The organism is Mesorhizobium sp. LHD-90 (assembly GCF_030929505.1).
GTDB lineage: Bacteria > Pseudomonadota > Alphaproteobacteria > Rhizobiales > Rhizobiaceae > Kumtagia.
This window is the reverse complement of record NZ_JAVFVV010000004.1, coordinates 261,650-286,708: the sequence shown is the minus strand read 5'-3', so window position 1 is coordinate 286,708 and position 25,059 is coordinate 261,650. Positions and strand designations below refer to the sequence as shown.

24 protein-coding genes are annotated in these 25,059 nt (G+C 65.4%); 5 read left to right on the top strand and 19 right to left on the bottom strand.

The genetic code is table 11. The annotated features are described in order from the left end of the window. Positions 1-291 precede the first annotated feature (291 nt). Together RB623_RS07325 and RB623_RS07320 are read left to right on the top strand one after the other, a co-directional pair. Entirely contained in the window at positions 292-1,341 is a 1,050-nt protein-coding gene (locus RB623_RS07325; RefSeq protein ID WP_308056120.1) for a Gfo/Idh/MocA family oxidoreductase, read from the top strand. A 95-nt stretch (positions 1,342-1,436) separates the two neighbouring features. Next, positions 1,437-2,183: an SDR family NAD(P)-dependent oxidoreductase gene (locus RB623_RS07320; RefSeq protein WP_308056119.1), complete on the top strand. Its 747-nt coding sequence runs from the start codon at positions 1,437-1,439 to the stop codon at positions 2,181-2,183. 60 nt (positions 2,184-2,243) lie between these two features. Here RB623_RS07320 and RB623_RS07315 read toward each other — a convergent pair whose 3' ends face one another. The 4 genes from RB623_RS07315 to RB623_RS07300 form a co-directional block, all read right to left on the bottom strand. Continuing rightward, positions 2,244-3,089: an ABC transporter permease subunit gene (locus RB623_RS07315; protein WP_308056118.1), complete on the bottom strand. Its 846-nt coding sequence runs from the start codon at positions 3,087-3,089 to the stop codon at positions 2,244-2,246. A 9-nt stretch (positions 3,090-3,098) separates the two neighbouring features. After that, positions 3,099-4,034: an ABC transporter permease gene (locus tag RB623_RS07310; RefSeq protein ID WP_308056117.1), complete on the bottom strand. Its 936-nt coding sequence runs from the start codon at positions 4,032-4,034 to the stop codon at positions 3,099-3,101. Between the two features lie 4 nt (positions 4,035-4,038). Further along, complete coding sequence (locus RB623_RS07305) at positions 4,039-5,118, bottom strand: ABC transporter ATP-binding protein (protein ID WP_308056116.1); 1,080 nt, start codon at positions 5,116-5,118, stop codon at positions 4,039-4,041. A gap of 140 nt (positions 5,119-5,258) precedes the next feature. Further along, positions 5,259-6,386: an extracellular solute-binding protein gene (locus RB623_RS07300; protein ID WP_308056115.1), complete on the bottom strand. Its 1,128-nt coding sequence runs from the start codon at positions 6,384-6,386 to the stop codon at positions 5,259-5,261. Between the two features lie 353 nt (positions 6,387-6,739). Here RB623_RS07300 and xsc point away from each other — a divergent pair, with 353 nt between their 5' ends. After that, positions 6,740-8,518, top strand: coding sequence for a sulfoacetaldehyde acetyltransferase (gene xsc, locus RB623_RS07295; protein WP_308056114.1), 1,779 nt, complete (start codon positions 6,740-6,742; stop codon positions 8,516-8,518). Positions 8,519-8,530: 12 nt separating this feature from the next. Here xsc and RB623_RS07290 read toward each other — a convergent pair whose 3' ends face one another. Together RB623_RS07290 and RB623_RS07285 are read right to left on the bottom strand one after the other, a co-directional pair. Continuing rightward, a complete protein-coding gene (locus RB623_RS07290) occupies positions 8,531-10,021 on the bottom strand; it encodes an aldehyde dehydrogenase family protein (protein WP_308056112.1) in 1,491 nt (496 codons plus the stop codon). Continuing rightward, a complete protein-coding gene (locus RB623_RS07285) occupies positions 10,018-11,121 on the bottom strand; it encodes a mandelate racemase/muconate lactonizing enzyme family protein (protein ID WP_308056111.1) in 1,104 nt (367 codons plus the stop codon). Before RB623_RS07285 ends, RB623_RS07290 begins: the two co-directional genes overlap by 4 nt. A 130-nt stretch (positions 11,122-11,251) precedes the next feature. On the opposite strand from RB623_RS07285, the gene RB623_RS07280 reads away from it, so the two are divergent. Beyond that, the gene (locus RB623_RS07280) at positions 11,252-12,799 is read left to right on the top strand and encodes a PLP-dependent aminotransferase family protein (RefSeq protein ID WP_308056110.1); all 1,548 of its coding nucleotides are present in this window, start codon (positions 11,252-11,254) and stop codon (positions 12,797-12,799) included. 147 nt (positions 12,800-12,946) lie between these two features. On the opposite strand, the gene RB623_RS07275 is transcribed toward RB623_RS07280, so the two are convergent. The 11 genes from RB623_RS07275 to RB623_RS07225 form a co-directional block, all read right to left on the bottom strand. Then, complete coding sequence (locus RB623_RS07275) at positions 12,947-13,249, bottom strand: hypothetical protein (RefSeq protein WP_308056109.1); 303 nt, start codon at positions 13,247-13,249, stop codon at positions 12,947-12,949. Positions 13,250-13,352: 103 nt separating this feature from the next. Then, positions 13,353-13,661: a hypothetical protein gene (locus RB623_RS07270; RefSeq protein ID WP_308056108.1), complete on the bottom strand. Its 309-nt coding sequence runs from the start codon at positions 13,659-13,661 to the stop codon at positions 13,353-13,355. Positions 13,662-13,800: 139 nt separating this feature from the next. Then, on the bottom strand, positions 13,801-14,568 hold the full coding sequence (locus RB623_RS07265) for an SDR family NAD(P)-dependent oxidoreductase (protein WP_308056107.1): 768 nt from the start codon (positions 14,566-14,568) through the stop codon (positions 13,801-13,803). Between the two features lie 12 nt (positions 14,569-14,580). After that, a complete protein-coding gene (locus RB623_RS07260) occupies positions 14,581-15,078 on the bottom strand; it encodes a 2,4'-dihydroxyacetophenone dioxygenase family protein (RefSeq protein ID WP_308056106.1) in 498 nt (165 codons plus the stop codon). A gap of 84 nt (positions 15,079-15,162) precedes the next feature. Next, the gene (locus RB623_RS07255; protein ID WP_308056105.1) at positions 15,163-15,912 is read right to left on the bottom strand and encodes a ribonuclease activity regulator RraA; all 750 of its coding nucleotides are present in this window, start codon (positions 15,910-15,912) and stop codon (positions 15,163-15,165) included. Positions 15,913-15,956: 44 nt separating this feature from the next. Continuing rightward, the gene (locus tag RB623_RS07250) at positions 15,957-17,015 is read right to left on the bottom strand and encodes a sn-glycerol-3-phosphate ABC transporter ATP-binding protein UgpC (RefSeq protein ID WP_308056104.1); all 1,059 of its coding nucleotides are present in this window, start codon (positions 17,013-17,015) and stop codon (positions 15,957-15,959) included. A gap of 25 nt (positions 17,016-17,040) precedes the next feature. Beyond that, entirely contained in the window at positions 17,041-17,853 is an 813-nt protein-coding gene (locus RB623_RS07245) for an aldo/keto reductase (RefSeq protein ID WP_308056103.1), read from the bottom strand. A gap of 15 nt (positions 17,854-17,868) precedes the next feature. After that, the gene (locus tag RB623_RS07240) at positions 17,869-18,720 is read right to left on the bottom strand and encodes a carbohydrate ABC transporter permease (protein WP_308056102.1); all 852 of its coding nucleotides are present in this window, start codon (positions 18,718-18,720) and stop codon (positions 17,869-17,871) included. Beyond that, positions 18,717-19,574, bottom strand: a complete 858-nt coding sequence (locus tag RB623_RS07235) for a sugar ABC transporter permease (RefSeq protein WP_308056101.1) — start codon at positions 19,572-19,574, stop codon at positions 18,717-18,719. Before RB623_RS07235 ends, RB623_RS07240 begins: the two co-directional genes overlap by 4 nt. A gap of 78 nt (positions 19,575-19,652) precedes the next feature. After that, positions 19,653-20,858 carry an ABC transporter substrate-binding protein gene (locus RB623_RS07230; protein WP_308056100.1) on the bottom strand — a complete coding sequence of 402 codons (1,206 nt, stop codon included), beginning with the start codon at positions 20,856-20,858 and terminating at the stop codon, positions 19,653-19,655. A 57-nt stretch (positions 20,859-20,915) separates the two neighbouring features. Continuing rightward, a complete protein-coding gene (locus RB623_RS07225) occupies positions 20,916-22,043 on the bottom strand; it encodes a mannonate dehydratase (protein ID WP_308056099.1) in 1,128 nt (375 codons plus the stop codon). Between the two features lie 229 nt (positions 22,044-22,272). Here RB623_RS07225 and RB623_RS07220 point away from each other — a divergent pair, with 229 nt between their 5' ends. Beyond that, a complete protein-coding gene (locus RB623_RS07220) occupies positions 22,273-22,710 on the top strand; it encodes a VOC family protein (protein WP_308056098.1) in 438 nt (145 codons plus the stop codon). Between the two features lie 20 nt (positions 22,711-22,730). Here RB623_RS07220 and RB623_RS07215 read toward each other — a convergent pair whose 3' ends face one another. Next, a complete protein-coding gene (locus tag RB623_RS07215; RefSeq protein ID WP_308056097.1) occupies positions 22,731-23,909 on the bottom strand; it encodes a mandelate racemase/muconate lactonizing enzyme family protein in 1,179 nt (392 codons plus the stop codon). Next, positions 23,906-25,057 (bottom strand): iron-containing alcohol dehydrogenase, encoded by a 1,152-nt coding sequence (locus RB623_RS07210; RefSeq protein ID WP_308056096.1) that lies wholly within the window; start codon positions 25,055-25,057, stop codon positions 23,906-23,908. The genes RB623_RS07215 and RB623_RS07210 overlap by 4 nt, the downstream gene beginning before the upstream one ends. Positions 25,058-25,059 lie beyond the last annotated feature (2 nt).

The window sequence follows — 25,059 nt, the reverse complement described above, 5'->3', positions numbered from 1 at the left end:
ACTGTGGCCCCGGGAGGAAGAAGCAGAGATGCCGCTGGGGGCAAAGCCGCGCGTCGGCCTCATGTCTCTCGGGCTGGTGGCGGCCCCGACCATCCATGCAACTCGGGGATACGAATTGCCGGGTGCGTTTCCCGCCCGGATTGCGTAGGTTCGTCAACACCTGGGCGGCGGAAGGGCCGACTCATCACGGCGTGATGGCGCCGGGGCACCGGGTCGTGGCGCCGCGGCTGGTGGCGAAGCTGTTCGCCATCGAACTGCGGGTTGTTTGTTGAGCGGCAGGGGAGGAGAACCGTGTCGGAGAAGGTCAACATCGGCGTCATTGGCGCCGGCTGGTGGGCGACGTTGGCCCATATCCCTTCGCTATATGCCAATCCGCATGTCGGCTCGGTCGCGGTTGTCCGGCCGGATGCCGAGGGCATGGACAAGGTCGTTTCCAATTTCCCCGGCGCAAAACCCCATTTCGACCCTGCCGAAATGCTGGAGAAGGAACATCTGCACGGCGTGGTCGTCGCCTCGCCGCATACGCTGCACGCGCAACATGCGCGCCTTTCGCTGGCGAAGGGACTTCACACGCTGATCGAGAAGCCGATGGCGACCACGGCGGCCGATGCCCGCGATCTCCTGGCCCTGGCCCGCAACAACGGCGCCGAAATCGTCCTGCCTTATGGCTGGAATTTCAGGCCTGTCGTCGAGACCGCGCACCGGCTGGTCGCCGAAGGCTGGATCGGCGAAGTCCACCACGTCGTCGCGCAGATGGCCTCGGCGCTCGCCGACCTGTTCGGCGGCGAGCCGATGGTGGAAACGCGCGACCATCTGTTCCGGCCGCCGGTTTCGACCTGGGCCGACCCCGCGCGGTCGGGCGGCTATGGCTGGGGCCAGCTCACGCACGGCCTCGGCGCGCTGTTCCGCATCGTCGATCTCGATCCGGTCCGGGTGTTCGCCCGCACCGGCCTTTCGCCGGCCGGCGTCGACTTCTACGACGCCGCGGTGATCGAATTCGCCAACGGCGCCACCATGGCGCTTTCCGGCTCGGCCACGGTGCCAAAATCGCGCGGCTACCAGATCGACATCCGCATCTTCGGCAGCGAGGGCATGCTTCTGTTCGACATCGAACGCCCGCGCGTGGAGGTCGTCCGCCACGACGGCATGTCGCATGTCGCCGAATTGGATGCCAAAGCCGGCGACTACGAACTCGTCGCTCCCATCACCCTGCTGGTCGATCTCTGCCGCGGCGCCGCGGCGATCAACCCCGCCGACGGCGTGGTCGGCATGCGGTCTTCCGTGCTGCTCGACGCCATGTACCGTTCCGCCCGCAGTGGCAGGATGGAAGACGTCCAGTGAGACGATACAGCGCCGCCTGGACGCGGTAGATCAGTCGATACGATGACCGGCCGCCGGCATCGAAAACCAAAACGCATCGAAAGCATGAGGAACGGATGAACAGGATCGATCTCGAAGGCCAGGTCGCCGTGGTGACCGGCGGGGCGCAAGGGCTTGGCTTCGCCTTCGCCAAGCGCATCGTCGCATCGGGCGCCAAGGTCAGCCTGTGGGACGTCAACGAAGCGCAACTGAACGCCGCGGCCGCCGAACTCGGCGACGCCGCCAGGGCGGTCGTCGTCGACATCACCGATCCCGATGCCGTGGTTGCCGCGCACGCCCACACAGAAGGCGAATCGGGACCGGTGTCTATCCTGGTGAATTCCGCCGGAGTCGCCGGCCCGAACCACACGCTGGACGACTATCCGATCGACGCCTGGCGGCGGGTCATCGACATCAACCTCAACGGCACCTTCTTCGTGAACCGCGCGGTCGTGCCGGCCATGAAGGCGCGCAACTACGGCCGCATCGTCAACATCGCCTCGATCGCCGGCAAGGAAGGCAATCCCAACGCCTCAGCCTATTCGGCCTCCAAGGCCGCGGTAATCGGCCTGACGAAATCACTCGGCAAGGAACTGGCCGGCTATGACATCGCGGTGAACTGCGTCACGCCTGCCGCCGCCCGCACGCCGATCTTCGATCAATTGAAGCAGGAGCACATCGACTACATGCTGTCGAAGATCCCGCGCGCCCGGTTCCTCGAGGTCGACGAGGCGGCCAACATGATCGCCTGGCTGGTCTCCAAGGAGAACAGTTTCACCACGGCGTCCGTTTTCGACCTGTCGGGCGGTCGTGCAACCTATTGAGCCGGGGCAACGACGCGCTGAACGGCGCCAACGGTATCCGCACGATGCCCGGAACGCCGGTTACGCGGCGCTTTCGAGCATCGCGGCGCTTTCGAGCGTGGCGGTGCGTTCGAGCAGCAACGCCCGTCTCTCCGCCCGGCGGCGCGCGATCTCGTACCAGATCGCGCAGACGATGGTCACGCTGATCAGTATCAGCGCCAGGGCGTTGATGGTCGGCGTGATGCCGCTGCGGACCTTCGAGAAGACATAGACCGTCAGCGTGTTCGACGTGCCACGCGTGAACAGCGTCACGTTGAAATTTTCGATCGACTGGAAAAACGCGATGGCCGCGCCGGCGCCCAGCGCGGGCGCGAGGTGCGGCAGCAGGATGCGGCGCAGCACCTGGCCGTGGCTGGCGCCCAGGTCCAGCGCCGCCTCCTCCAGCGCCGGATCGAAACTTTGCAGCCGTGCCAACACCAGCAGCATCACGAAGGCGGCGATGTAGCTCACCTGCCCGAACACCGACAGGTGCAGCCCTGGTGGAACGTTCGCATGGTTCCAGAACAGCAGCGTCGAGATGCCGATCACCGCTCCCGGCATCAGGATGGGCGCGACCATCAGCCCGTAGAGCGCGCCGCGCACCTTGCCCGAGATCGAGTTGATCAGGATCGCGCCGGCCGTGCCGAGCGGCACGGCCAACGCGACGACGGCCAGCGCGACCAGGATCGTGTTGATGAACGACGTCCACATCACCTGGTCGGCGAACAGTTCGGCGAACCACCGTCCGGTCCAGCCTTTCCACGGATAGACGGACGGCAGCCGGCTGTCATTGAAGGCCGCGCCGCCCATGATGGCGAGCGGCACGAACAGGTAGAACAGGAAGGCCCCCATATAGAGGTGGCCGAGCAGGTTGCGCTTCCTGTGCATCCCCGCCCCCTACTTCGCGATGTCGCTGAGCTTGACCTTGAACAGCCACATGACCAGCGTCACGACGACCGTGCAAAGCAGGATGTAGAGGAAGGAATAGGCGGCGCCGGAATTCCAGTCCTGGCTCTCCAGCATCAGTACCTGGATGGTCTGGGTGAACCAGTTGGACCTTGTCGACGGCAACACGGTCGGCACCAGAAGCGACCCGGCCGACAGCATGAACACCATCACGCAGCCCGAGGCGATGCCCGGCTTGGCGTGCGGCAGCACGACCCGCCAGTGGGTCTGCCACCATTTGGCGCCGAGATCCTCAGCCGCCTCGATCTGGTTGCGGTCCAGCGACTGGATCGACCCGTAGATCGGGAACACCATGAACAGCACGTAGGTGTAGACAAGGCCGATGACGATCGCATCGTAGGCGGTCACCACGCCGTTCTGCCAGCGGATCGGGCTGTCGAGCAGCCCCAGGCCCACCAGCGAGGAATTGAGCGGGCCGTTGAAGGTGAGGATGATGTACCAGGCGAAGGCGCGCAGCGCTTCCGATACCCACAGCGGAATGAACAGCAGCAGGATGAGCGTCGGCAGCGAAGCGGGCGACACCATCTTGGCGAGATAGTAGGCCAGCGGGTAGCTGAGCACGAAGGTGATCACCGTCACGATCGCCGAAAAGATCACCGTGTTGAAGAAGGTGATCATGTGGATCGGCATCGTGAAGGGGATGCCAAGAAACGAGGTCTCGACCGGATTGTTGATGAATTTCTGGTAGTTGGCGAGCGTGTAAACATCCTTCGGCCCGCCGATGTCGACGACCGGCAGATAGTAGCGGAAGGACGATTCGAACAGCGTGACGTTCGGCAGGATCACCAGCGCCAGCAGCCAGAAGGCGGTCAGCACGACGAAGGCCCCGGTCAGCGTCGCGCCGTAGCGCCGGAGCAGGTCCTGCATCGCGTCAGGCCTTCGACTCGTCGGGCAGGATGATCGCGCGGTCGGCGTCGAAGTGCATGAACAGCTTGGCGCCGCGGTCAGGCAGTTTGCCGATGCCGTCGTTGCGCACTTCGGCGGTCAGATCCGCGCCCGTGTCCGCCGTCGCCGACACGGTGATGAAATTTCCCTCGAACGCGATGTCGCCGATGGTGACCGGCACCGAGTTCTCGCTGCCGCCATCCTGCGAAAGCACCATGTGCTCCGGCCTGACATAAAGCTTGACCGGCGCTCCGTTCACACCAGGCGCCAGCCGGGCACGGAAAGTGCCGTGCGGTGTCCCGAAGACGGCATGACCGTTGGCGACCTGGCCGACTTCGCCCGTCAGCCTGTTCATTTCGCCGACGAAGCCGGCGACGAAGCCGTTCACCGGATTGTTGTAGATCTCGCGCGGGTCGGCGACCTGCTGCAGGCGGCCCTGGCTCATGACCCCGACGCGGTCCGACATGGCGAGCGCCTCGCCCTGGTCGTGGGTGATGTAGATGAAGGTGACGCCCGTGCGTTTCTGGATGCCGCGCAACTCGGCGCGCATATGCTGACGCAGCTTCAGGTCGAGCGCCGACAGCGGCTCGTCGAGCAGCATGACCGAGGGTTCTACGGCAAGCGCGCGGGCGATGGCGACACGCTGTTTCTGGCCGCCGGAAAGCTGGCCGATCATCTTGTCGGCCGCGCCGGGCAGGTCGACCAGCCGCAGCAATTCCTCCGCCCGGGCGCGCCGCCTGACCTTGTCCTCGCCGCGCACCTCCAGGCCGAAGGCGATGTTCTCCCAGACCGGCATCAGCGGGAACAGCGCCAGGTTCTGGAAGATCAGGGCGGTCGGCCGCTGGTTGGCGCGCTGGCCGCGCATGTCCTTGCCGCCGATGCGGATGGCGCCTTCGGACGGCTCCTGGAACCCTGAGATCATGCGCAGGATCGTCGTCTTGCCGCAGCCCGACGGGCCGAGGAACGAGAAGAACTCGCCCGGTCGTATGGAAACATTCACATGGTCGACGGCGCGAAAACGGCCGAAGTCGCAGCTCACGTCGTCGAGCTCAACACCCGCGCTCATGCGTGCGCGCATCCCTCTGTAGCCGCGAGCTTGTGCCCGCTGTCATCATTGCCGGCCACGCTAGCGCGGAACCATTTCGCGGTGCAACATGAAACCGCCGGATCGCGTCCTGAATCCGGCGGCTTCCGCAGGCTCGCCGGTCAGGCAGCCCTGTACTTGTCCGCGTATTCGCCGCGCTTGGAGATGAACTCGGCGGTCTGCTCCGGCCACCACCACAGCTTCGACAGCGCCTCGTCGTTGAAGGTGCCGTTGTAATAGGCCTTCACGTCCGGATCCATGAGATCGGCCGCGCCCTTGCCCACCGGGTTCGACGAGAAGGCCGTGGCCCAGCCGGCCGCGCCCTCCGGCGTGGACACGAACTTCATGAACTCGAGACCCTGCTCGACGTTCTTGGCGTTCTTCATCATCACGAAGCCCTGGTGCCAGGCGAAGGCGCCTTCGGTCGGAGCGACGTATTTGTAGCCGTCCTTGCGCAGGTTGTAGCCGGTCGAATCCCAGCACAGGCCGAGCGTCGCGCCGTTGGCGGTGAAGCCGGCATTGGCCTCGTTCTCGCCCGACCACCACTGGACGACGTTGCCCTTGGCCTTGATCGCCTCGGCCAGCGCGATGTCCCAGAGCTGCACCATGGCGCCCATGTCGGAATAGCCGTCGATCCACGGACGCGGCAGCTTGCCCTGCGCGTCGAGATAACGGCCCATGGCGGCGAGCGTCGAGTGCGGACGCAGCACCACCTGGTTGTCGGCGCTGAACAGGTCGCCCAGCGACGGCGGCGACGACAGTTTGGCGTTGGCGTCGTTGGCGACCAGCGCCTCGGTGCCCCAGTTCGACGGCACGTAGTAGAGCTTGCCGTCGAGGCGCGAGCGTTCGCCCGCCGCGCCATCGGCGAGGCCGGGCAGATAGTTGCCCATCGCCAGCTTGGATTCATCGAGCGACTGCAGCAGGCCGTTGGCGTTCCAGCCGCCCCAGCGGTCGATCGTCGGCTCGATCACGTCGATGCCGCCGGCTTCGACGGCGACCTTGGCCTGCGCGAACATGGCGTCCTGGTCGGGGAGTTCGGTGAAGTTGACCTTGATGCCGGTTGCCTTGGTGAAGGCCGGGAACACCACCTCTGCGAGCTTCGGATAACCGGCCCAGCCGGTGAAGTTCACTTCGCCCGAGGAAGCGAGCGCCTTGCTGGAAATGATGGCCGGCGCGGCCAGAAGGCCGGCGCCCGCGGCCGTGGCCTGCAGAAACGTACGGCGGCTTAGCGGTTTGATAAGCTTGATCACGTGAATTCTCCCATTCGGTTTTCTAGGTCCGGTTGTGCTTCGTAAGGCCGGCCGGCCGGGTAACGCGAAGTCCCCTTGGCGTTTTTGTTATGGCGCCGTCGGATAACGGCGCGGTGACGCTCCCCTGCGAGCCGGCGAAGCTTGCCATTCGACAGTCTGGTGAGGGACCTTCCCTACAGACACTGCCATTCTCAACAAAATGACAGACCACTCGCAATGTCAATCGAGCGCATCTGGCACATTTCCGAAAGTGGCTGGACGCTTCAAAGTCCGTATGAATAGCTGTAGCAACGGGCGCCGGCAGGCCACGGCTTGCGGGCGGCGAAAAGACAGGCGAAGGGGAGACACGCCACATGAGAATGACCACCGAAGAGGCCTTCATCAAGGTCCTGCAGATGCACGGCATCGACAATGCCTTCGGCATCATCGGTTCGGCGATGATGCCGGTATCCGACCTCTTCCCCAAGGCCGGCATCACTTTCTGGGACTGCGCGCATGAATGCAATGCCGGCATGATGGCCGACGGTTTTACCCGCGCCACCGGCAAGATGGCGATGGCGATCGCCCAGAACGGTCCGGGCATCACCAATTTCGTCACGCCGGTCAAGACCGCCTACTGGAACCATTCGCCGCTGCTCCTGGTGACCCCGCAGGCTGCCAACCGCACCATCGGCCAGGGCGGCTTCCAGGAAATCGAGCAGATGGCCCTGTTCAAGGACATGGTCTGCTACCAGGAGGAGGTGCGCGACCCCTCCCGCATCGCCGAGGTGCTGAACCGCGTCATCGAAAAGGCCTGGCGCGGCTCGGCGCCGGCGCAGATCAACGTGCCGCGCGATTTCTGGACGCAAGTCGTCGATATCGAGCTGCCGCAGGTCGTGCGGCTGGAGCGCCCCGCCGGCGGCGCGGCGGCGATCGCCGAGGCGGCGAAGCTGCTGTCCGAGGCGAAATTCCCGGTGATCCTCAACGGCGCCGGCGTGGTGCTTGGCAACGGCGTCGACGCCTCGCGGCGTCTGGCCGAGCGACTGGCGGCCCCGGTCTGCTGCGGCTACCAGCACAACGACGCCTTTCCGGGCAGCCACCCTCTGGCGGCCGGGCCACTCGGCTACAACGGCTCCAAGGCCGCCATGCAACTGATCGCCAAGGCGGACGTCGTCCTGGCGCTCGGCACGCGCCTCAACCCGTTCTCGACGCTGCCGGGCTACGGCATCGACTACTGGCCGAAGACCGCGAAGATCATCCAAGTCGACATCAATGCCGACCGCATCGGCCTGACCAAGAAGGTCACCGTCGCCATCCAGGGTGACGCGCGCCAGGTGGCGGAACAGATCCTCGGGCAGCTCGGGCCGCATGCCGGGCAGGCCGACCGCGCCGAACGCGAGGCGGAAATCCACCGTACCCGCTCCGCCTGGCTGCAGCAGCTTTCGTCCATGGACCACGAGGACGACGACCCAGGCACCACCTGGAACGAGCGCGCCCGCAACAGGGAGCCGGACAGGATGTCGCCGCGCATGGCCTGGCGCGCCATCCAGGCGGCGCTGCCGAAGGAGGCGATCATCTCTTCCGACATCGGCAACAACTGCGCCATCGGCAACGCGTATCCGAGTTTCGAGAAGGGCCGCAAATACCTGGCGCCCGGCCTGTTCGGTCCGTGCGGCTACGGCTTTCCGGCGATCGTCGGCGCCAAGATCGGCTGCCCTGACGTGCCGGTGGTAGGCTTCGCCGGCGACGGCGCCTTCGGCATCTCGATGAACGAGATGACGGCGGTCGGCCGCGATCCGTGGCCGGCGATCACCATGGTGGTCTTCCGCAATTTCCAGTGGGGCGCCGAGAAACGCAACACCACGCTCTGGTATGACGACAATTTTGTCGGCACCGAACTTTCTCCCGACGTGCAATATGCCAGGATCGCCGAGGCCTGCGGGCTGAAGGGCGTTCAGGTGCGCAGCATGGAGGCGCTGACCGAGGCGCTGCGCGTGGCCGTCGAGGCGCAGATGAAGGACAAGGTCACGACCTTCATCGAAGTGATCCTCAACCAGGAACTCGGCGAGCCTTTCCGGCGCGACGCCATGAAGGCGCCGGTGGTGGTAGCGGGCATCGAACCGGGAGACATGAGGCGGCAGCGCGCAGGGTGACTTCGGCCGGCGTCAAATCCTGACGGTGACCGACTTCACCTTGCAATAGCTATGCACCGCGACGAGGCCCTTCTCCCGGCCGATCCCGGATTTGCGGTTGCCGCCGAACGGTGTCTCGATGCCGCCGGCGAAATATTCGTTGACGTAGACCTGGCCGGCGTCGACGGCGCGGGCGAAGCGGTGCGCCCGGGATAGGTCGCGAGTAAAGATGCCCGCGACCAGCGCGTAGCGCGTGCAGTTGGCGGCCGCCACCGCCTCGTCGAAATCGTCGACCACCTGCACCGCCAGCACGGGACCGAAAATCTCCTCCTGCACCACCGGATCGTCCCACGCGAGATCGTCGATCACCGTCGGCTCGAAGAACCAGCCCTTTCCGGTGGCCGGATCGGCCGCGACGTTGCCGCCGGTCGCCACAGTGAGCCCGCGCGCCCTCGCTCCATCAAGGTAGGACGATATCTTCGCAAGATGCCCGGCGGAGTTAATGGCGCCGAAATTCACGGTTTCCGACAGGCCGTGCCCCATGCGCAGGTCTTGGGCACGCCGGACCAGGCGCTCGATAAACTCGGCATGGATCGAACGCTCGATCACCAGCCGCGACCCGGCCGAGCAGATCTGGCCGGCATTCTCGAAGATGGCGCCCACGACATTGTCCAGCGCCAGGTCGAGGTCGGCGTCGGCGAGCACTACATTCGGCGATTTGCCGCCGAGTTCCAGCGTGACCGAGGCGACGTTGCGGGCCGCGGCCTGCATGACGCCCATGCCGGTCGCGGTGGAGCCGGTGAACGTGATGTGGCTGATATCCGGATGCGCTGCAAGCGGCGCGCCGGCCGCGGAGCCCGTGCCGGTCACCACGTTGCACACGCCCGCCGGCAGACCGGCCATGTGCAGCAGTTCCGCCAGCATCAGCGCCGTCATCGGTGTCTGCTCGGCGGGCTTCACCACCGCCGTGCAGCCGGCGGCGAGCGCCGGCGCGACGCTGCGCGCCGCCGTGGAAAGCGGATAGTTCCACGGGACGATGTGGGCGGTGACGCCGACCGGTTCGTTGAGCGAGAAGGACGAATAATCCTCGCCGAGCGGAAAGCTCTTTCCTTCGTTCTTGTCCGCCGCGCCGGCATAATAATCGAAGCAGCGGGCGGCTCCCGCCACGTCGCCGCGTGCTTCCGAAATGGTCTTGCCGCTGTCCAGCACCTCGGCGATGGCGAGCCGTTCGCTATTTTGGCGGATCAGTTCCGCGGTGCGCGACAGGATGCGCCCGCGCTCGCGCGGCAGGGCCTTTTTCCAGGCGCCCTCGCCGGCGCGCTTGGCGGCAGCGACGGCAGCCGCCACGTCCTCCTCGTCGCCCGCCGCGAAAACGGCATGCGGGCTGGCGCGGCCGGGGTCGAAACTTTCCATCACGCCGCCACCCGAAGCGGGCCGCCAAGCACCGTCGATGAAATGCCTGTCGGGAAGATCCGCCAGCACGCCGGAGCGCAGTACGTCGCGCAGCAGGTTGTCTTCACTCATGAAAACTCGCTTGCCTGATAGCGGGATCTCGCCAGCCATTCCGGATCGACCTCGACGCCCCAGCCGGGTTCGCCGGAGACGGTCACGTGGCCGTCGACAACCTCATAGGGGAACTTGCGGAACAATCCGTATTGCCACGGATAATAGTCCGGGCCCTCGATGGAGAATTCCAGGTATTTGCCGGCGCCCTCGATGGCGCGCAGCAGATGCATGGTGAACAGCGTCACCAGCCCCCAGTTCGCGGCATGCGGCGTGACCGGCAGGCCGGCGGCCTGCGCCATGCGGCAGACGCGCAGGGTGCGGCTGATGCCGCCGAGATAGAGGATGTCGGGCTGCACGATGTCGACGGCGCGCATGTCGATCATGTGCCGCCAGGTCGCGATCTCGCAGTCCTGCTCGCCGCCGGTCACCGCGATATCCAGCGCGTCGGCGACCTCCTTGGTCTGCGCGAGTTCCCAATAGAGGCACGGCTCCTCGAAATGCTCGACGCCGTGATCCTGCAACAGCCTGCCGACCTCGATGGCGCGCTTCGGCGAGAAGCCGGAATTGGCGTCGACCAGCAGCGCCACCCCATCGCCCAGCGCCTTGCGGATGGCAGGAACGATCTCCTCGGTGCGGCCGGGCCACTCGTCGACGTCGTGGCCGTATTCGGCCGCGACACGGAACTTGAAGGCGTCGAAACCGAATTCGTCGCGCAGCCGCCTGAACCGCTCTGCCTCCTGAGCCGGCGTGATGTCGCGTTTCATTGAGGAGGCGTAGGCGCGCAGCCGCCCCGGCGTGCCGCCGAGCAGGCTGACCACGGGCAGCCCCGCCTGTTTGCCGCGAAGGTCCCAGATCGCGGTATCGAACCCGCCCAGCGCCCGCTTCATGTAGGAGCCCGGAAACTTGTGCTCGCGCGCGATCACCTTGTCGGTCAATTTGTCGATATCGTCGAATTCCGCGCCGAGTACATAAGGTGCGACCTGCCGGTGCAGGACGGTGGAGGTGATGTCGGAATTGTAGGTCGAGACCTGGCCCCAGCCCTGGCTGCCGTCCTCGGCGGTGATGCGCACGAAGCCGATGGATTGGGTCGAAAAGGTCTCGATCCTGGTTATGCGCATCTTGTCCCCGCCGGTGCGCGCCTGCCGCGTGCCACAGGCTCTATCGTCCCGGCAGGCGGGCCGTGTAAGGTCCATTCTCGAAATTCGCGCGAACCGATCGTTCGCGCCGGGACCGCGGGTACGGCAAGGCATGGTGAAGCGTTCGGGGGGCGAGTTGCTGTTCGCGATCTCGATCGACCGCGCCTCTCAAAGATCGGTGACCTCGCAGGTCTACAACGCCGTCAAGCAGTTGATCGTCTCGGGCGACCTCGCGGCCGGCAAGCGGCTGCCGTCGAGCCGCACCTTCGCCGCCGAACTGAAGATTTCCCGCACCACGGCCATCGCCGTGTTCGAGCGGCTGGTCTCCGAGGGGCTGGTGGTGTCGCGCACCGGCTCCGGTTCGTTCGTCTCCGAGGCGGCCGAGGCGCGGCGGCCGAACGCCCGGCTGGTGGTCGACGCCGAGCGCCCGGCGACGACCAAGCTGGCCGACCTGATCGCCGAGGCTTCGCCGAAATTTTTCCAGCGGTTGACACATCCGGCAAAGCCGCGCGCCTTCATCACCGGCCTGCCCGACTATGACGCCTTCCCGCTCGCCGTCTGGTCGCGGCTGTCGGCAAAGCACTGGAGCGAGGCGCGCGACACGGTGATGGGTTATTCCGATCCCGACGGCCTGCCGTCGCTGCGCCAGGCGATCGCCGGCCATTTGCGCGGCAGCCGCGGCATCGCCTGCGAGGCTGGGCAGATCTTTATCGTCAACGGCGCGCAGCAGGCGTTCGACCTGATCGGCCGGGTGCTGCTCAACCGGGGCGACCGGGTGTGGTTCGAAAATCCCGGCGCGATCGGCGCGCGCAACTCCTTCATCGCCTGCGGCGCCGCCATGGCGCCGGTGCCGGTCGATGCCGAGGGGCTGTCGGTCGAGGCAGGCCTGCGCCTCGCCCCGGATTTTCGGCTGGCTTTTGTCACGCCGGCGCACCAGCATCCGACCGGCGCGGAGATGAGCCTCGAGCGCCGCGCGCATCTCTTGAGCGTCGCCAACGAGCGCGACGCCTGGATTGTCGAGGACGACTATGACGGCGAGTTCCGCTACGACGGCCGGCCACTGCCGACGCTGAAAAGCGCCGACCAAGCCGAGCGCGTGATCTATGTCGGCACCTTCTCCAAGGCGATGTTCCCCTCGCTGCGGCTGGGTTTTTATGTCGCGCCGCAGCCGCTGGTGCCGGTGTTCCGGCGCATTTCCGGCGCTTTCCTGCACGGCGTGCCGTCGAGCATCCAGGCAGTGACGGCGGCCTTCATCACCGAGGGCCACTTCGCCACGCACCTGCGCCGCATGCGCGACATCTATCGCGAGCGGCACGAGGTTTTTCACGACGAAGCCGGCAAGCGCCTTGGCGGCCTGTTGGATGTCGCCCGCTCCGCCGCCGGCTTTCACGTGGTCGGCCGTTTTGTCGATCCGCGCCACCAGGAGGATGCCGTCGAGGAAGGCGCCGCGAAGGCCGGGCTGACCGTGTCCACGCTCGGCCGTTTCTGCATCGAGCCGATCGCCGAGAAGGGTCTCGTGCTCGGCGTCAGCGCGATCGCGCCGCGCGCCATCCGCAAGGGCGTCGAGGACCTGGCTCGGGTGCTTGAAAATACCCGTGGATCGTCCCCCGCGACCGTACCAGCGCCGATGACGACGAAGTCGAACCGCTCCATTCCTTGAACCGCCGGCAGACCGATTTTCCGGCATGACATAGAACGGCGCTGCGCGGTCATGGCCAACCATTCCCAGCAAAACACCAAGCCGCTTGCCGCATTGACGGCGGAGCCCGCCGAAGCCGTTGCGGCCGTGCCGCGCCGGGCGTCGATTCTATCGCATGTTGAACGGCGGCTCGAATTCCTCGCACCGCAGGACCGGGCAGGACTGGGTGTCGGCTGCGGTAATGTAGACGATCTCGGTGACCTCCCCGCCCTGGCAAAACTGCGCGCTGCGCACGAAACGGTCGTAGAGCGGATTGCCGCGCCTGGAGGTGTAACTGACGATCGCCGCGCCATTGTCGCGGACTGACTGCTGCACGCGCGCGCAACTCATGCGGTTGGACGAGAACCGGGCGATCGCATAGGCATCGGTCGCGATCAGGGTGGCAAGAACGACAAGAAGAGAGCGGACCATGAAAGCCTCCGATGCGCAAAGATAGACACAACCGGGCGGCTGTCCACCCTGCTGCCTGCCGATCGTCGGGGCCGTGATGGTCTGAGGACCGGCAGACCTCGGCTCACATCTGGTCGTTGTAGGGCCGTTTCGTGCTTCCCACGAGGCGCGTCAGCTCGGAGAAGGACGGCACGGTGGTCTCGCCCTGCGCGTTGTTGGCCATGCGCAGCAGCCTGATCGGAAAGCACACGGCATCGCGGTTGGCCGGCGACATGTCTTCATGCAGGCGTTCGTCGCTGGTCAGGCCGGCCTCCGCCCGGCGCAGCGCGAGATCGACGTCATCGACCGTCAGGAGTCCTTTTTGGACGAGCAAATTGTTGACCGAGGCGACCGCCATCAGCAGGCCCTCAAGCTGTAGATTGGCAACGTTCATGATGATAGCCCTCCGCATGGACGGCATGCCGACGCGATTTTTGTGCTGCTCGTCCCGGCATCCCCAAAGCATTGAAACCGCGAGACCAGCAAGTGGTTCCGAGCTGTCGCGCCTAAGCCCCCGCCGGGCTCGCTCGCGACTAGGTGATCGAATAGCCGCCGTCGACCACCAGCGTGCTGCCGGTGATGAAGGAGGCGACCGGCGAGCACAGGAACAGCACCGCTCCGGCCACATCCGCCGGCTTGCCCCAGCGCTTCAGTGGGGTACGCGCCAGGATGGCGTCGGAACGACCGGCATCCTCGCGCAACGCCGTGGTCAGCGGTGTCTCGATCCAGCCTGGCGCGACGGCATTAACCCTGATGTTGTCGCCCGCGTAGGCGATGGCCAGCGATTTCGTGAGCTGCGAGATGCCGCCCTTGCTCGCAGCATAACCCGGCACCAGCCCGCCGCCGAAGAAGGACAGCATTGAGGCGAGATTGACGATTGCGCCTTGCCCCGAACGTGCCAGCAGCGGCCGGGCGGCGGCGCAGACCCGCATAGTGCCGCCGAGATTGATGTCGACCACCTGGTCGAAAATTTTCGGATCGAGTTCCTCGCCGCGCCGGATGATGCCGGCGCAGTTGACCACGATGTCGAGCGCCGGCAGGCGCGAAACCAATGCCTTGACGGCCTGGTCATCACGCACGTCGAGCAGTTCGACCAATGCGCTGCCCAAATCGGTATCGCCGGCCAGCGCGTCGATTTCGGCCTGCGTCACGCCGGTAGCCGTCACCATGCCGCCGGCGCGCAGGAAGGCGCGCGCCACGCCGGCGCCGATGCCCGACGTGCCGCCGGTGACCAGAACCCGCCGCCCGGTGAACCAGTCTGCCGGCCAACGCGAGTCCGTTTCCGTCTCCCCTGTGCTCACGACCTGCCTCAGTTAGCGAACAAACTGATCAACATAATCGGCGCCCAGCCCGACGCTCTCATAATGCGCCCGGCACATGTCGATCTTGGTGAACACGTCCTCGTAGCCGACGTGCTTGTTGTTCTCGTCGAGATAGACCATCGAGCCGGTGATGTTGAAGAAGGTGATCATCTCCGAGCAGTCCTCCGGCACCAGCAGCGTGTGGATCTCGCCCGGCGGCTCGAACACATAGGAGCCCGTCTCGGCGATCCAGTCGTGCTCGCGATAGTGCCACCTTCCCTTGATGACATAGCCGTGCACCGGGTTGGGATGCAGGTGCCGCGACAGCACGCCGGAGCGGCGCACGCGCAAAAGGTTGCACCACTGGCCTTGCAAAGTGTTGAGCATCAACGGCCGGAACCAGACGCGGTCGGCCTGAGGCACCCACACCCGCTCGTCGTCCGGCTCGGCCTTCACCGCGATCTCGGGCGGGGCGAGCCTGTGCGCCGACCCCGCCATGTTCTTGTACATGCCTCGTCTCCCTGATGCGCCTGGGACGTGTCGTGTCCGATCAAGGTGCCGGATGCGCCGGCCGGCTGCAACCGGTGCTCTGGCTCACGGCTTGCCCTGGGCGTTGCGCCAGGCGATGTATTCGTCCCGCACAGCCTCGGTGAGCGGGTAATATTTGCGCAGGTCGCCGCCCTGCGACAGGCGGAACCGCGAAAACTCCTCCCATTCGGCATGTTCGCTCGCCCGCTCGATGAGTTGCGGCGCCAGCGCCACAGGCACCACCACCACGCCATCGTCGTCGGCGACGATGATGTCGCCCGGCATCACCAGCGCCCCGCCGCAGGCGACGGGAACGTTGACGGCGAAGGGGATGAGGCTGGTCTGCGCGTGATAATTGGGCGTCACGCCCTTCACCCAGATGCCGAGGTCGAGTTCCTTGGCTTTTGCGGAATCGCGGATGCAGCCGTCGACGACGACGCCCGCGCCTTTCCGGCCGGCGAAGAAGGTCAGCATCATCTCGCCAAAGATGCCGCTCGCCATGTCGCCGCGCGCGTCGACCACCACCATGTCGCCGGCCTGCGCCGGATAGAGCACATGGCGATGCAGTTGCAGTTCCGGATTGTCGTATTCGTTGGTGCCGTAAAGGTCCTCGCGCTTCGGCATCATTTGCAGCGTCAGCGCCGGGCCGGCCACCGAGCGGCCGGACTTCAGCGGCATCGGCCCATGGATATGCGGGTCGCGGATGCCCATCAGGCTGAGCTCGCTGCTGGCAGTTGCGGTGCCGATCGCGGCCAGCGCGTCGGAGAGATGACGCGGCGGGCGGACGATGTCCTTGATGTCGGAGGGGGATTGCAAAGGAGAACCTCGATGTTGGGGTAAAATGGTTTGACGCGGCTGGTTCAGTTCGTCGCGATGCGCTGGCCGGAACCGTCGAACAGATGCAGATGCTCCGGCACCATCGACACAAGCAGCGTCTCGCCCGGCTTCTGTCGGATGCGTTCGCGGAAAACGCCGACAATGTCGTGACCGGCCAGCCGCATCAGCACCTGCGTCTCGGAACCCATCGGCTCCACCGTCAGGATCTCGGCCGGGAGTCCGTTCGTATCGAGCGAGAGGTGCTCCGGCCGCACGCCGAGGCTGACCGTCTCGCCTTCGTGCCTGCCGCCGACCGATGGCACGGCGATCGCCACTCCGGCGCCGGGAACGAAACGGCCCTCGACGATCCTGCCCTTGAGCACGTTCATGGCCGGCGAGCCGATGAAACCGGCGACGAACAGGTTGGCCGGAAAATCGTAGAGCTCCAGCGGCGTGCCGACCTGTTCGACGATGCCGTCATGCATGACGACGATGCGGTCGGCCATGGTCATCGCCTCGATCTGGTCGTGCGTGACATAGACCGTTGTGGTCTTCAGCCGCTGGTGGTTCTGCTTGATTTCCGAGCGCATCTGCACGCGAAGCTTCGCGTCGAGGTTCGACAGCGGCTCATCGAACAAAAAGACCTTCGGGTTGCGCACCATGGCGCGGCCCATGGCGACGCGCTGGCGCTGGCCGCCCGAGAGCTGGCGCGGATAGCGCTTCAGGTAGTTTTCGAGGCTGAGCATCTGCGCCGCCTTCGCGACGCGCTGGCGGATCTCCTCCTTCGGAGCGCGGGCGAGTTTCAGCGAGAAACCCATGTTCTGCTCGACCGTCATGTGCGGATAGAGCGCGTAGCTCTGGAACACCATGGCGATGTCGCGTTCCTTCGGCTGAACGGCGTTGACCACCCGCCCGTCGATCGCGACCTCGCCCGAACTGATGTCTTCCAGCCCCGCCAGCATGCGCAGCAAGGTCGACTTGCCGCAGCCGGAGGGGCCGACGAGCACGACGAATTCGCCGTCGGCGATGTCGACGGAAACGCCGTGCAACACCTGCACCGCGCCATAAGTCTTGCGGACGTCACTGATCGTTACTGATCCCACGAAAGATCTCCCGAATTGGCGCCGGTCAGTCGTCCCAGCGCGGCGACTTGGTCGGGTTAATGTGGCGCAGGCCGCGGTCGAGCGCGCGGATGCGGTTCATCTCGTCCTCGCTCAACCGCACTTTGAGCGCGGCGAAATTGCCATCGAGGTTCGCCCGGCTGGACGAGGCGGGAATGACGACATGCCCTTCCTGCATCAGGAAGGCGAGCCCCGCCGCCGCCGCGCTCACGCCATGCGACGCCCCGATTTTCCTGAGAACAGGATCGTCATTGACCTTGCCCTTGTAGAGCGGCTGGTAGGCCGTCAGCGTCAGGCTGCGCGAGCGCGAAAAATCCCTGAGTTTTGGCGATTGCAGATAGGGATGGATCTCCACCTGGTCGGTGGCGATGGCGCCCTCGCCGAGCAGCGCGCGGGTGCGTTCCAGATCGGCGATCGGGAAGTTGGACACGCCGATCAGACGTGCGAAACCCTTGGCCTTCGCTTCGGCGAGCGCCAGCATGTAGTGCTCGAACGGAACCTGGTCGTGCTGCGACGGCCAGTGGATCAGCAGCAGGTCGACCCTGTCCATGCCGAGGGTTTCCAGGCTCTTCTCGACGCTCGGCATGAAACTCGCCTTGTCGAGATTGGTGTCGGCCACTTTGGTGGTGACGAAGAAATCGCCGCGCGGCAGGCCGGAGCGGCGGATCGCGGCCCCGACGCTGCTTTCTGTGTCGTAACTCTGCGCCGTATCGATATGCCTGTAGCCGACCTCGATGGCGGTCAGGAGCGCTTCGATGCCGGCGTCGCCGGTACGGCCGAACGTGCCAAGCCCCATCTGCGGGATAGAAGAAGAATTCATCAGCAATTGCCTCGATCAACCTTTGGTGGCCCCGGCGGTGAGACCGCCGATGAACAGGCGCTGCATGGACAGGAACAGGAGCGCGATGGGCAGCGTCATCACCACCGAGGCGGCCATGACGGCACCCCAGTCGGTGTTGAATTCGGTGGAGAACTCCGCGAGCCCGATCGGCAAGGTCTTCACCGAGGAATCGGTGGCGAAGCACAGCGCGAAGATGAACTCGTTCCAGGTGGTGACGAAGGCGTAGACCAGCACCGAGACGATGCCCGGCAGCGACAGCGGCAGCGTGATGCGCAGCAGGCAGCCGAGCCGGCTCGCCCCGTCGATGATCGCCGCTTCCTCGAGTTCGACCGGGATCGCCTTGAAGTAGCTGGTCAGCATCCACACCGAGAGCGGCAGGGTGATGATCATGTAGACCAGGATCAGGCCCCAATAGGTGTTGACCAGTCCCAACACCCTTAGCGTGATGAACAGCGGCACGATGATTGCTGCGGTGGGCAGCAACTGCCCGACCAGCACGAAAGACTGCAGCAACGGCTTGCCCCTGAAGTTGAAGCGCGCGAAGCCGTAGGAGGCGAAGACCGCCAGCACCAGCGCCAGTGCGGTTGCGCCGATCGAGATCACCAGGCTGTTGAGGAAATAGCGCGGTATGTTCGATTCGAACAAAACCTTGCGGTAATTGTCCCAGGTCGGCGCTTCCGGCCACCAGATCGGCGGGATCGTATAGAGTTCGCGCAGCGTCTTCACCGACGACAGCGCCATCCACCAGAACGGGAACAGGCAGACCACGACCACCAGCACCGAACCGACGATGATCAGCGGACGGCCGAGGCCGGGGCGCTTCAGGGTTTCCGCCTTGGCGCTCATGGCTGGTCACCGCTGGAAGCGAGGGTCTTGATGTAGACGAACACCACCACGATCGCGACGCCGAAGAACATCACCGACAGCGCGGCCGCCTGGTTGAACTGCACGCCCTCGAAGGCGGTGCGGAAAATCTGGATCGGCGTGATCAGCGTGCGGTTGGCCGGGCCACCCCTGGTGATGGCGTAGATGATGGTGATGTGGTTCAGCGCCCAGATCACCAGCAGCAGGGTGACCGCGACGATCACCATGCGCACCTGCGGCAGCATCACGTACCAGACCTCTTCCCAGAAACTCGCGCCGTCGATGCGCGCCGCCTCGTAGAGGTCGTTGGGGATGGATTGCAGCCCCGCCAGCACCATGATGGCGACGAAGGGAAACATCTTCCAGACGTTGATGGCGATCATCACCGGCATCACCGTGCGGCCGTTGGTCAGCCAGCCGACCGGCTCGTCGATGAGGCCGGGCGCCGTCAGCATGTAGTTGATGATGCCGAACTCGGTGTGCAGCATCCACGCCCAGGTGGTGGCCGCGACGATGCCCGGCACCACCCACGGCACGAGCGTCACGGAGCGCACCAGCGCCCTGCCCCGGAAATTCTGGTTGAGCAGGATCGCCGTCAGCACGCCCAGCACGACCTGGAAGACGATCGAGCCGAACACCCACCACAGCGTGTTCCAGAAGGCGATGGGCGTGGCGCGCGCCGCCAGGATGCGCCGGAAGTTCTCCAGCCCGACATATTCGCCCTGGTTGTCGGTGACGCTGAGCAGCGCCGTGTAGGCGACCGGATAGGCGATCAGCATAGCCAGCAGCATCAGCGCCGGCAACACGAACAGATAGCCTGTCGATTGTCTCTGCATTCTAGGGAAAATCCAGCTTGAACTCAGTGCCCCGGCGGCGAAAAAATGCCGCCGGGGCACCGGGGAGGAGCGCTCTGGTTACAGCAGCGACTCGATTTCTGCGGCGGCACCGTCCATGGCCTTCTGCGCGTCCTCGTCGCCGAGCAGGATGCGCTGGATGCCGTCGAAATACGCCTGGCTGATCTGCACCCAGCGCGGATGCGCCGGCACCGGCCGGCCGTAGGGCAGCATCTGCTTGAACACATCGAGGATCGGATCGTTGAAGCGCTCGGCCTTCATCGCCGAGATGCGCGCCGGGAACGTGTCGGTCAGCACCGCCTGGCTGTCGGACTCCGCGAGGAAGGCGATGAAGGTCTTCGCCTCTTCCGGGTTCTTGGCCGAGGACGGCACGACGAGGCTCCAACCACCGAGGATCGCGGCGGTCTTGCTGCCCTCGGGATGCGGGATCGGCATGACGCCGACGTCGATCTTGGCATTCTCCTTCTTGATCGACGGTACGTCGAACTGGCCCGACTGGTACATCGACACTTTTTCGGCGATGAACAGCCGGCGGTTGGCCGTGCCGTCATTCTCCAGGGTGGAAGCCGGCGACAGCTTGTTCTTGAAGAAGTCGGTGTAGAAGGTCACGGCCTTGACGCTCTCGGGGCTGTTGACCAGCACCTTCTTGCCGTCGTCGGAGATGATGCCGCCGCCGGCCATCCACATGAAGGGCAGCGAGCGGAAGATGGTGTTGCCGACCTCGCCGCCGCCGGTAATGGCGAAGCCCGACTTGCCGTCGGTGGAGAGCTTTTCGGCGGCCGCGACCAGTTCGTCCCAGGTCTGCGGCGGCTTGTTCGGATCGAGGCCAGCGGCTGTGAAGTCGCCCTTGTTGAAGATCACCGCATGCGTCTCGATGCGGTAGGGGATGCCCCACAGCTTGCTGTCCCAGGTGACGTATTCCAGCGCCGCCGGGATATAGTCCTCGCGGTCCTTCAGCACCTCGTCCAGCGGCAGCACCAGCTTGTTCTGCGCGTAGCCGTTCACCCAGCCATGCTGCACGTCGACGATGTCGGGTGCGGCGCCCGACTGCAACGCGGTCAGCACGCGCTGCGGCAGGCCGTCCGTGGTGGTGACCTCGAGCTTCACCGTGATGCCGGGATTGGCGGCCTGGAATTTTTCCACCAGCGTCTTTGCCCGCGCTTCGTTGAAGTTGGGCGTCCACCAGGTCACCTCGCCGGCGAATGCCGTGCCGGCCGAAAGCGCTGCGATGGCCGCGCTCAGCAATGCTGTCGTCTTCATCCTCATCGTCATTTCCTCCCATGCGACACAAGCGTCGCGCCCGGCCCGCCGGCCGGATCGTCGTTACCGCGCCACGGCGGCGATTGCAGGATTGCGGACAGGTGCTGCCGGGCGCGCCGCAGACAGCGCGGCGGCATGCGCCACCAGCGCCTTCATGTAACCGACCGTATAGGCATGGCCGGCATGCCAGGGAGCAGCGCAGTCGAGGTCCGGCACGTGGTCCGGCACCAGCACGCCGTCAAAACCCTCCTCGTGCAGCACACGCACGATCTCGGCCATGTCGACGTCGCCGTCGTCGACGAAGGTCTCGACATAGGTCGGCACCTTGCCGCGCACATTGCGGAAATGGACATAGGCGATGGCGCCCGACCGCGCAAAACGCCGCGTCGTCTCATAAATGTCGCCCTCGCGCATCTCGGCCAGCGAGCCGACGCAAAATTCCAGCGCGTTGGCTGGGCTCGGCGCGATGGCCAGCAGCCGGTCGTATTTGGCGTGACTATTGACCAGCCGCGCGGTGCCACGCAGCCGCTCGACCGGCGGATCGTCGGGATGGGCGGCGAGCCGCACCCCCGCCTCCTCCGCCACCGGCACCAGTTCGTTCAGGAACCATTCCAGCCGCGCCCACAGCGTCGGCTCGTCCGCCGTCTGCGCAGCCGCGCCGGCCACCGCGTCGCGGTAGCGCATGTTGCCCACCATTCCGTCCGGCAGCGGGCTGTCGATGTCGACCTCGTCGGCGGCGAACACGGCGGTGATTGCGTTGCCGCGCGCGATCGGCTTGCGCTGCCAGCCCCACACGCCGGCCAACGAGAAATTGTAGCCGATGACGGGGATGCCGGCGCGACCGGCATCGCGCACCAGCCCCTTCATTGCCTCCATCTGCTCCAGCTTGCGCGGCCCGTCGAGCAGGATGTCGGACCAGAAATTCGGCGAGATGTTCTCCATCGCAGCAATGCTCAGCCCGTGGCGGGCAAGCATGGCCACCATGCCGGCCATATAATCATAGCTCCACAGCGGCGCGTCGATGCACTCACCGTTGATCGGGCCGACGCCGCCGGCAAGATAGCCCGAGCCGTCGCCGTTGCGCGTGTAATTGGTGAGATGGACGACGACGTCGCGCACGCCGAGCTGCGCCGCGAAACGCGCGCCCTGTTCGCTCAGCGATGAGCCATGCAGCGAAAGTCCAACCCGCAACGCCATCCTCCGTCTGCCTCCTCCAGATCGACGCCGGCTCTTCGTCCGTTAGTTCATATTTGAACTCTGTCAATTCTATGGATAACTATGATGGCAATGACCCTGCCTGTCAACCGCGCAGTTGCGCTGGTAATGTTTTGCAGGAGTTTCAGCGGCCTTCCCATGCCCAAGACCGCTTGGGAACGAATTGGTGATGAGCACTGGAACAGAACATTGGAGGCTGAAAGGCATGGCGCTCAAGCGGATGGACAATGTAGGAATCGTCGTCGAGGACCTCGATGCGACGATCGATTTCTTTCGGGAACTCGGCCTCGAACTCGAAGGGCGGGCCATGATCGAAGGAGAATGGGCCGGACGTGTCACCGGACTGGGCGATCAGCATGTCGAGATTGCGATGATGCGCACACCGGACGGCCACAGCCGTCTCGAACTCTCCCGCTTCCTCAGGCCGCCGGTCGTCACGGATCATCGCAACGCCCCGGTCAACGCCCTGGGCTACCTTCGCGTCATGTTCACCGTGGACGACATCGACGAGACGCTAGAAAGGCTCCGCCCGCGCGGCGCTGAACTCGTAGGCGAAGTCGTCAAGTATGAAGACGCGTATCGGCTCTGCTACATCCGCGGGCCTGAAGGGCTTCTCATCGGACTCGCCCAAGAACTCAGCTGAGACGCTGGCGTTGCCGCCGGTCAGCGGGTATCCCCGCCCGACAGCGTCTGCGCACCGGTCGCCACGCCGCTGGTGTTCATCGATCCGTCGAACAGCGGCACGTTGGTCGCCTCGTAGGGGAACCGCGCGCAGGCTTCCTCGATCAGCTCGACGCCCAGCCCCGGCGCGGTCGGCGCAAGGATCGTTCCGTCGCGGAACTGCAAGGTCTCGCGCACCAATTCCCTTCGCCACGGCACGTCGACCGACACCGTCTCGAAGACGGAAAAGTTCGGGATCGCCACCGACATATGCAGCGTCATGGCGTTCATGACAGGCCCGACCGGATTGTGTGGCGCCACCGGGATCAGGTGCGTATGGGCCATATGGGAAATGCGCTTGGTCTCGCCCATGCCGCCGGCATGCGACACGTCCGGCTGCAGGATGTCGACCGCCTTCTTCGACAGTGCCTCCAGGAATTTTCCGGGCTCATAAAACCGCTCGCCGGCGGCGATCGGCACCGGGCTGTGGGCGCGCACATCGGCCAGCGCGTCGATGCTTTCCGGCGGCGTCGGCTCCTCGATCCAAGTCAGGTCGAACGGCGCCAGCGCCTTGCACATGGCGATCGCCGTCGGCACGTTGAGCCGCCCGTGAACGTCCAGCATCAGATTGATGTCCGGCCCAACCGCGTCGCGCACCGCCTCGACGATCTCGATCGTCTGCCGCCGCTGTTTTCTGTCCATTTCGAGGTCGGCGACGTCGAACGGGTCCCATTTCAGCGCCTTGTAGCCCATCGCCACTCCGGCGCGCGCCTTGGCGGCATATTCCTCCGGCGTCGTCGCGCCGAAGAACCAATGATTGGCGTAACAGTCGACATGCTCGCGGAATTTTCCGCCTAAGAGTTCGAACACCGGCACGCCCAGCGCCTTGCCCTTGATGTCGAGAAGTGCTGCCTCAATCGCGCCCAGCGCCGTGCGGAAAACCGCGCCGGTGCGCCAGTAGCTGTCGCGGTGCAGTTGCTCGATGATCGCATCGACCGCAAAGGGATCGCGGCCGATCAGCACCCGCTCGAGTTCCTCGAGCGCCGACACCACCGTCTTGGTTTTCCACTCCAACGTCGCCTCGCCGACGCCCTCGATGCCGTCGTCCGTATAAAGTTTCACGAAGACAAAGTTGGTCCGCGAGACATTCGCGATGAACACTTTTTGGGCGACGATCTTCATGGCACGTCCTTGGCGGCGGTCTCGGCAAAAGCCTCTTCCAGCATGGCGCGATAGTCCTCCGCCGGAGCTGTGCGCGGATTGGTGGCGTGGCTGTGGTCGGCCAGCGCCCGCTCGACCACCCAGTCGAAATGCGCGCGGGTCACGCCCATCGCCGCAAGGCCGGCAGGCAGCCCGAAACTCCGGTTCAACACTTCCAACTCGCCCGCCAGATCGGCATCAGCCGGCAGGCCCATCGCCGCCTTCAGCCGCGCCAGCTTGTCGCCGACATGAGCGGCGTTGAAACGCACCACGATCGGCATGAGGATGGCGTTCAGCGTGCCGTGATGCAGCTTGAGATCCTTCAACCCGCCCAACGCATGGCTCAGCGAATGCACGGCGCCTAGCCCCTTCTGGAACGACAGGCCGCCATGCAGCGCGCCCATCATCACCTCGCTCCGCGCCGCGAGATCGGACCCGTCGGCGAAGGCTTTCGGCAGGTTTCGCCAGAGCCGCCCGGCGCCGTCCAGCGCGATCGCCTCGGCCGGCGGGTTCTGGCGCGGCGAGAACAGCGTTTCGATGCAATGCGACAACGCGTCGAGGCCGGTCGCGGCGGTGAGAGTGGGCGGCAGGCCGAGCGTCAGTTCGGGATCGCAGATGGCGCGGCGCGGAATGAGATACGGGCTGATGAAACCCAGCTTGCGCCCGTCATCCAGCGTCAGCAGCGAGGCGCGGCCAACCTCCGCGCCGGTTCCCGCCGTCGTCGGGATGGCGATCACCGGCGCGACACTTGCCGAAATACGCTCGATGCCGCCATAGATCGCCGCATATTGCTCAAGCGGCCCGTCATGGGTGGCCAGCAGCGCCACGCCCTTGGCGAGGTCGATCGGCGATCCGCCGCCGAGCGCGACGATGCCGTCGCAGCCGCCTGTCCGGTAGACGTCAAGTGCCGCCAGCACGGCGCTTTCGGTCGGATTGGGCGGTGTGTCGAGGAATACCGGCGCGCCGGCCGGCAGCATCGCCCCGACCCTGACGACAAGGCCGGAGGCGGCGAGGCCCGCGTCGGAAATCAGCAGCGGCTTGGCGATCCCGAGATCACCGAGTGCCGCCGGCAGCGACTTGAGTTCGCCGGCGCCGAAGTCGATCGTGGTCAGGTAGGTGATGCGGGCCATGG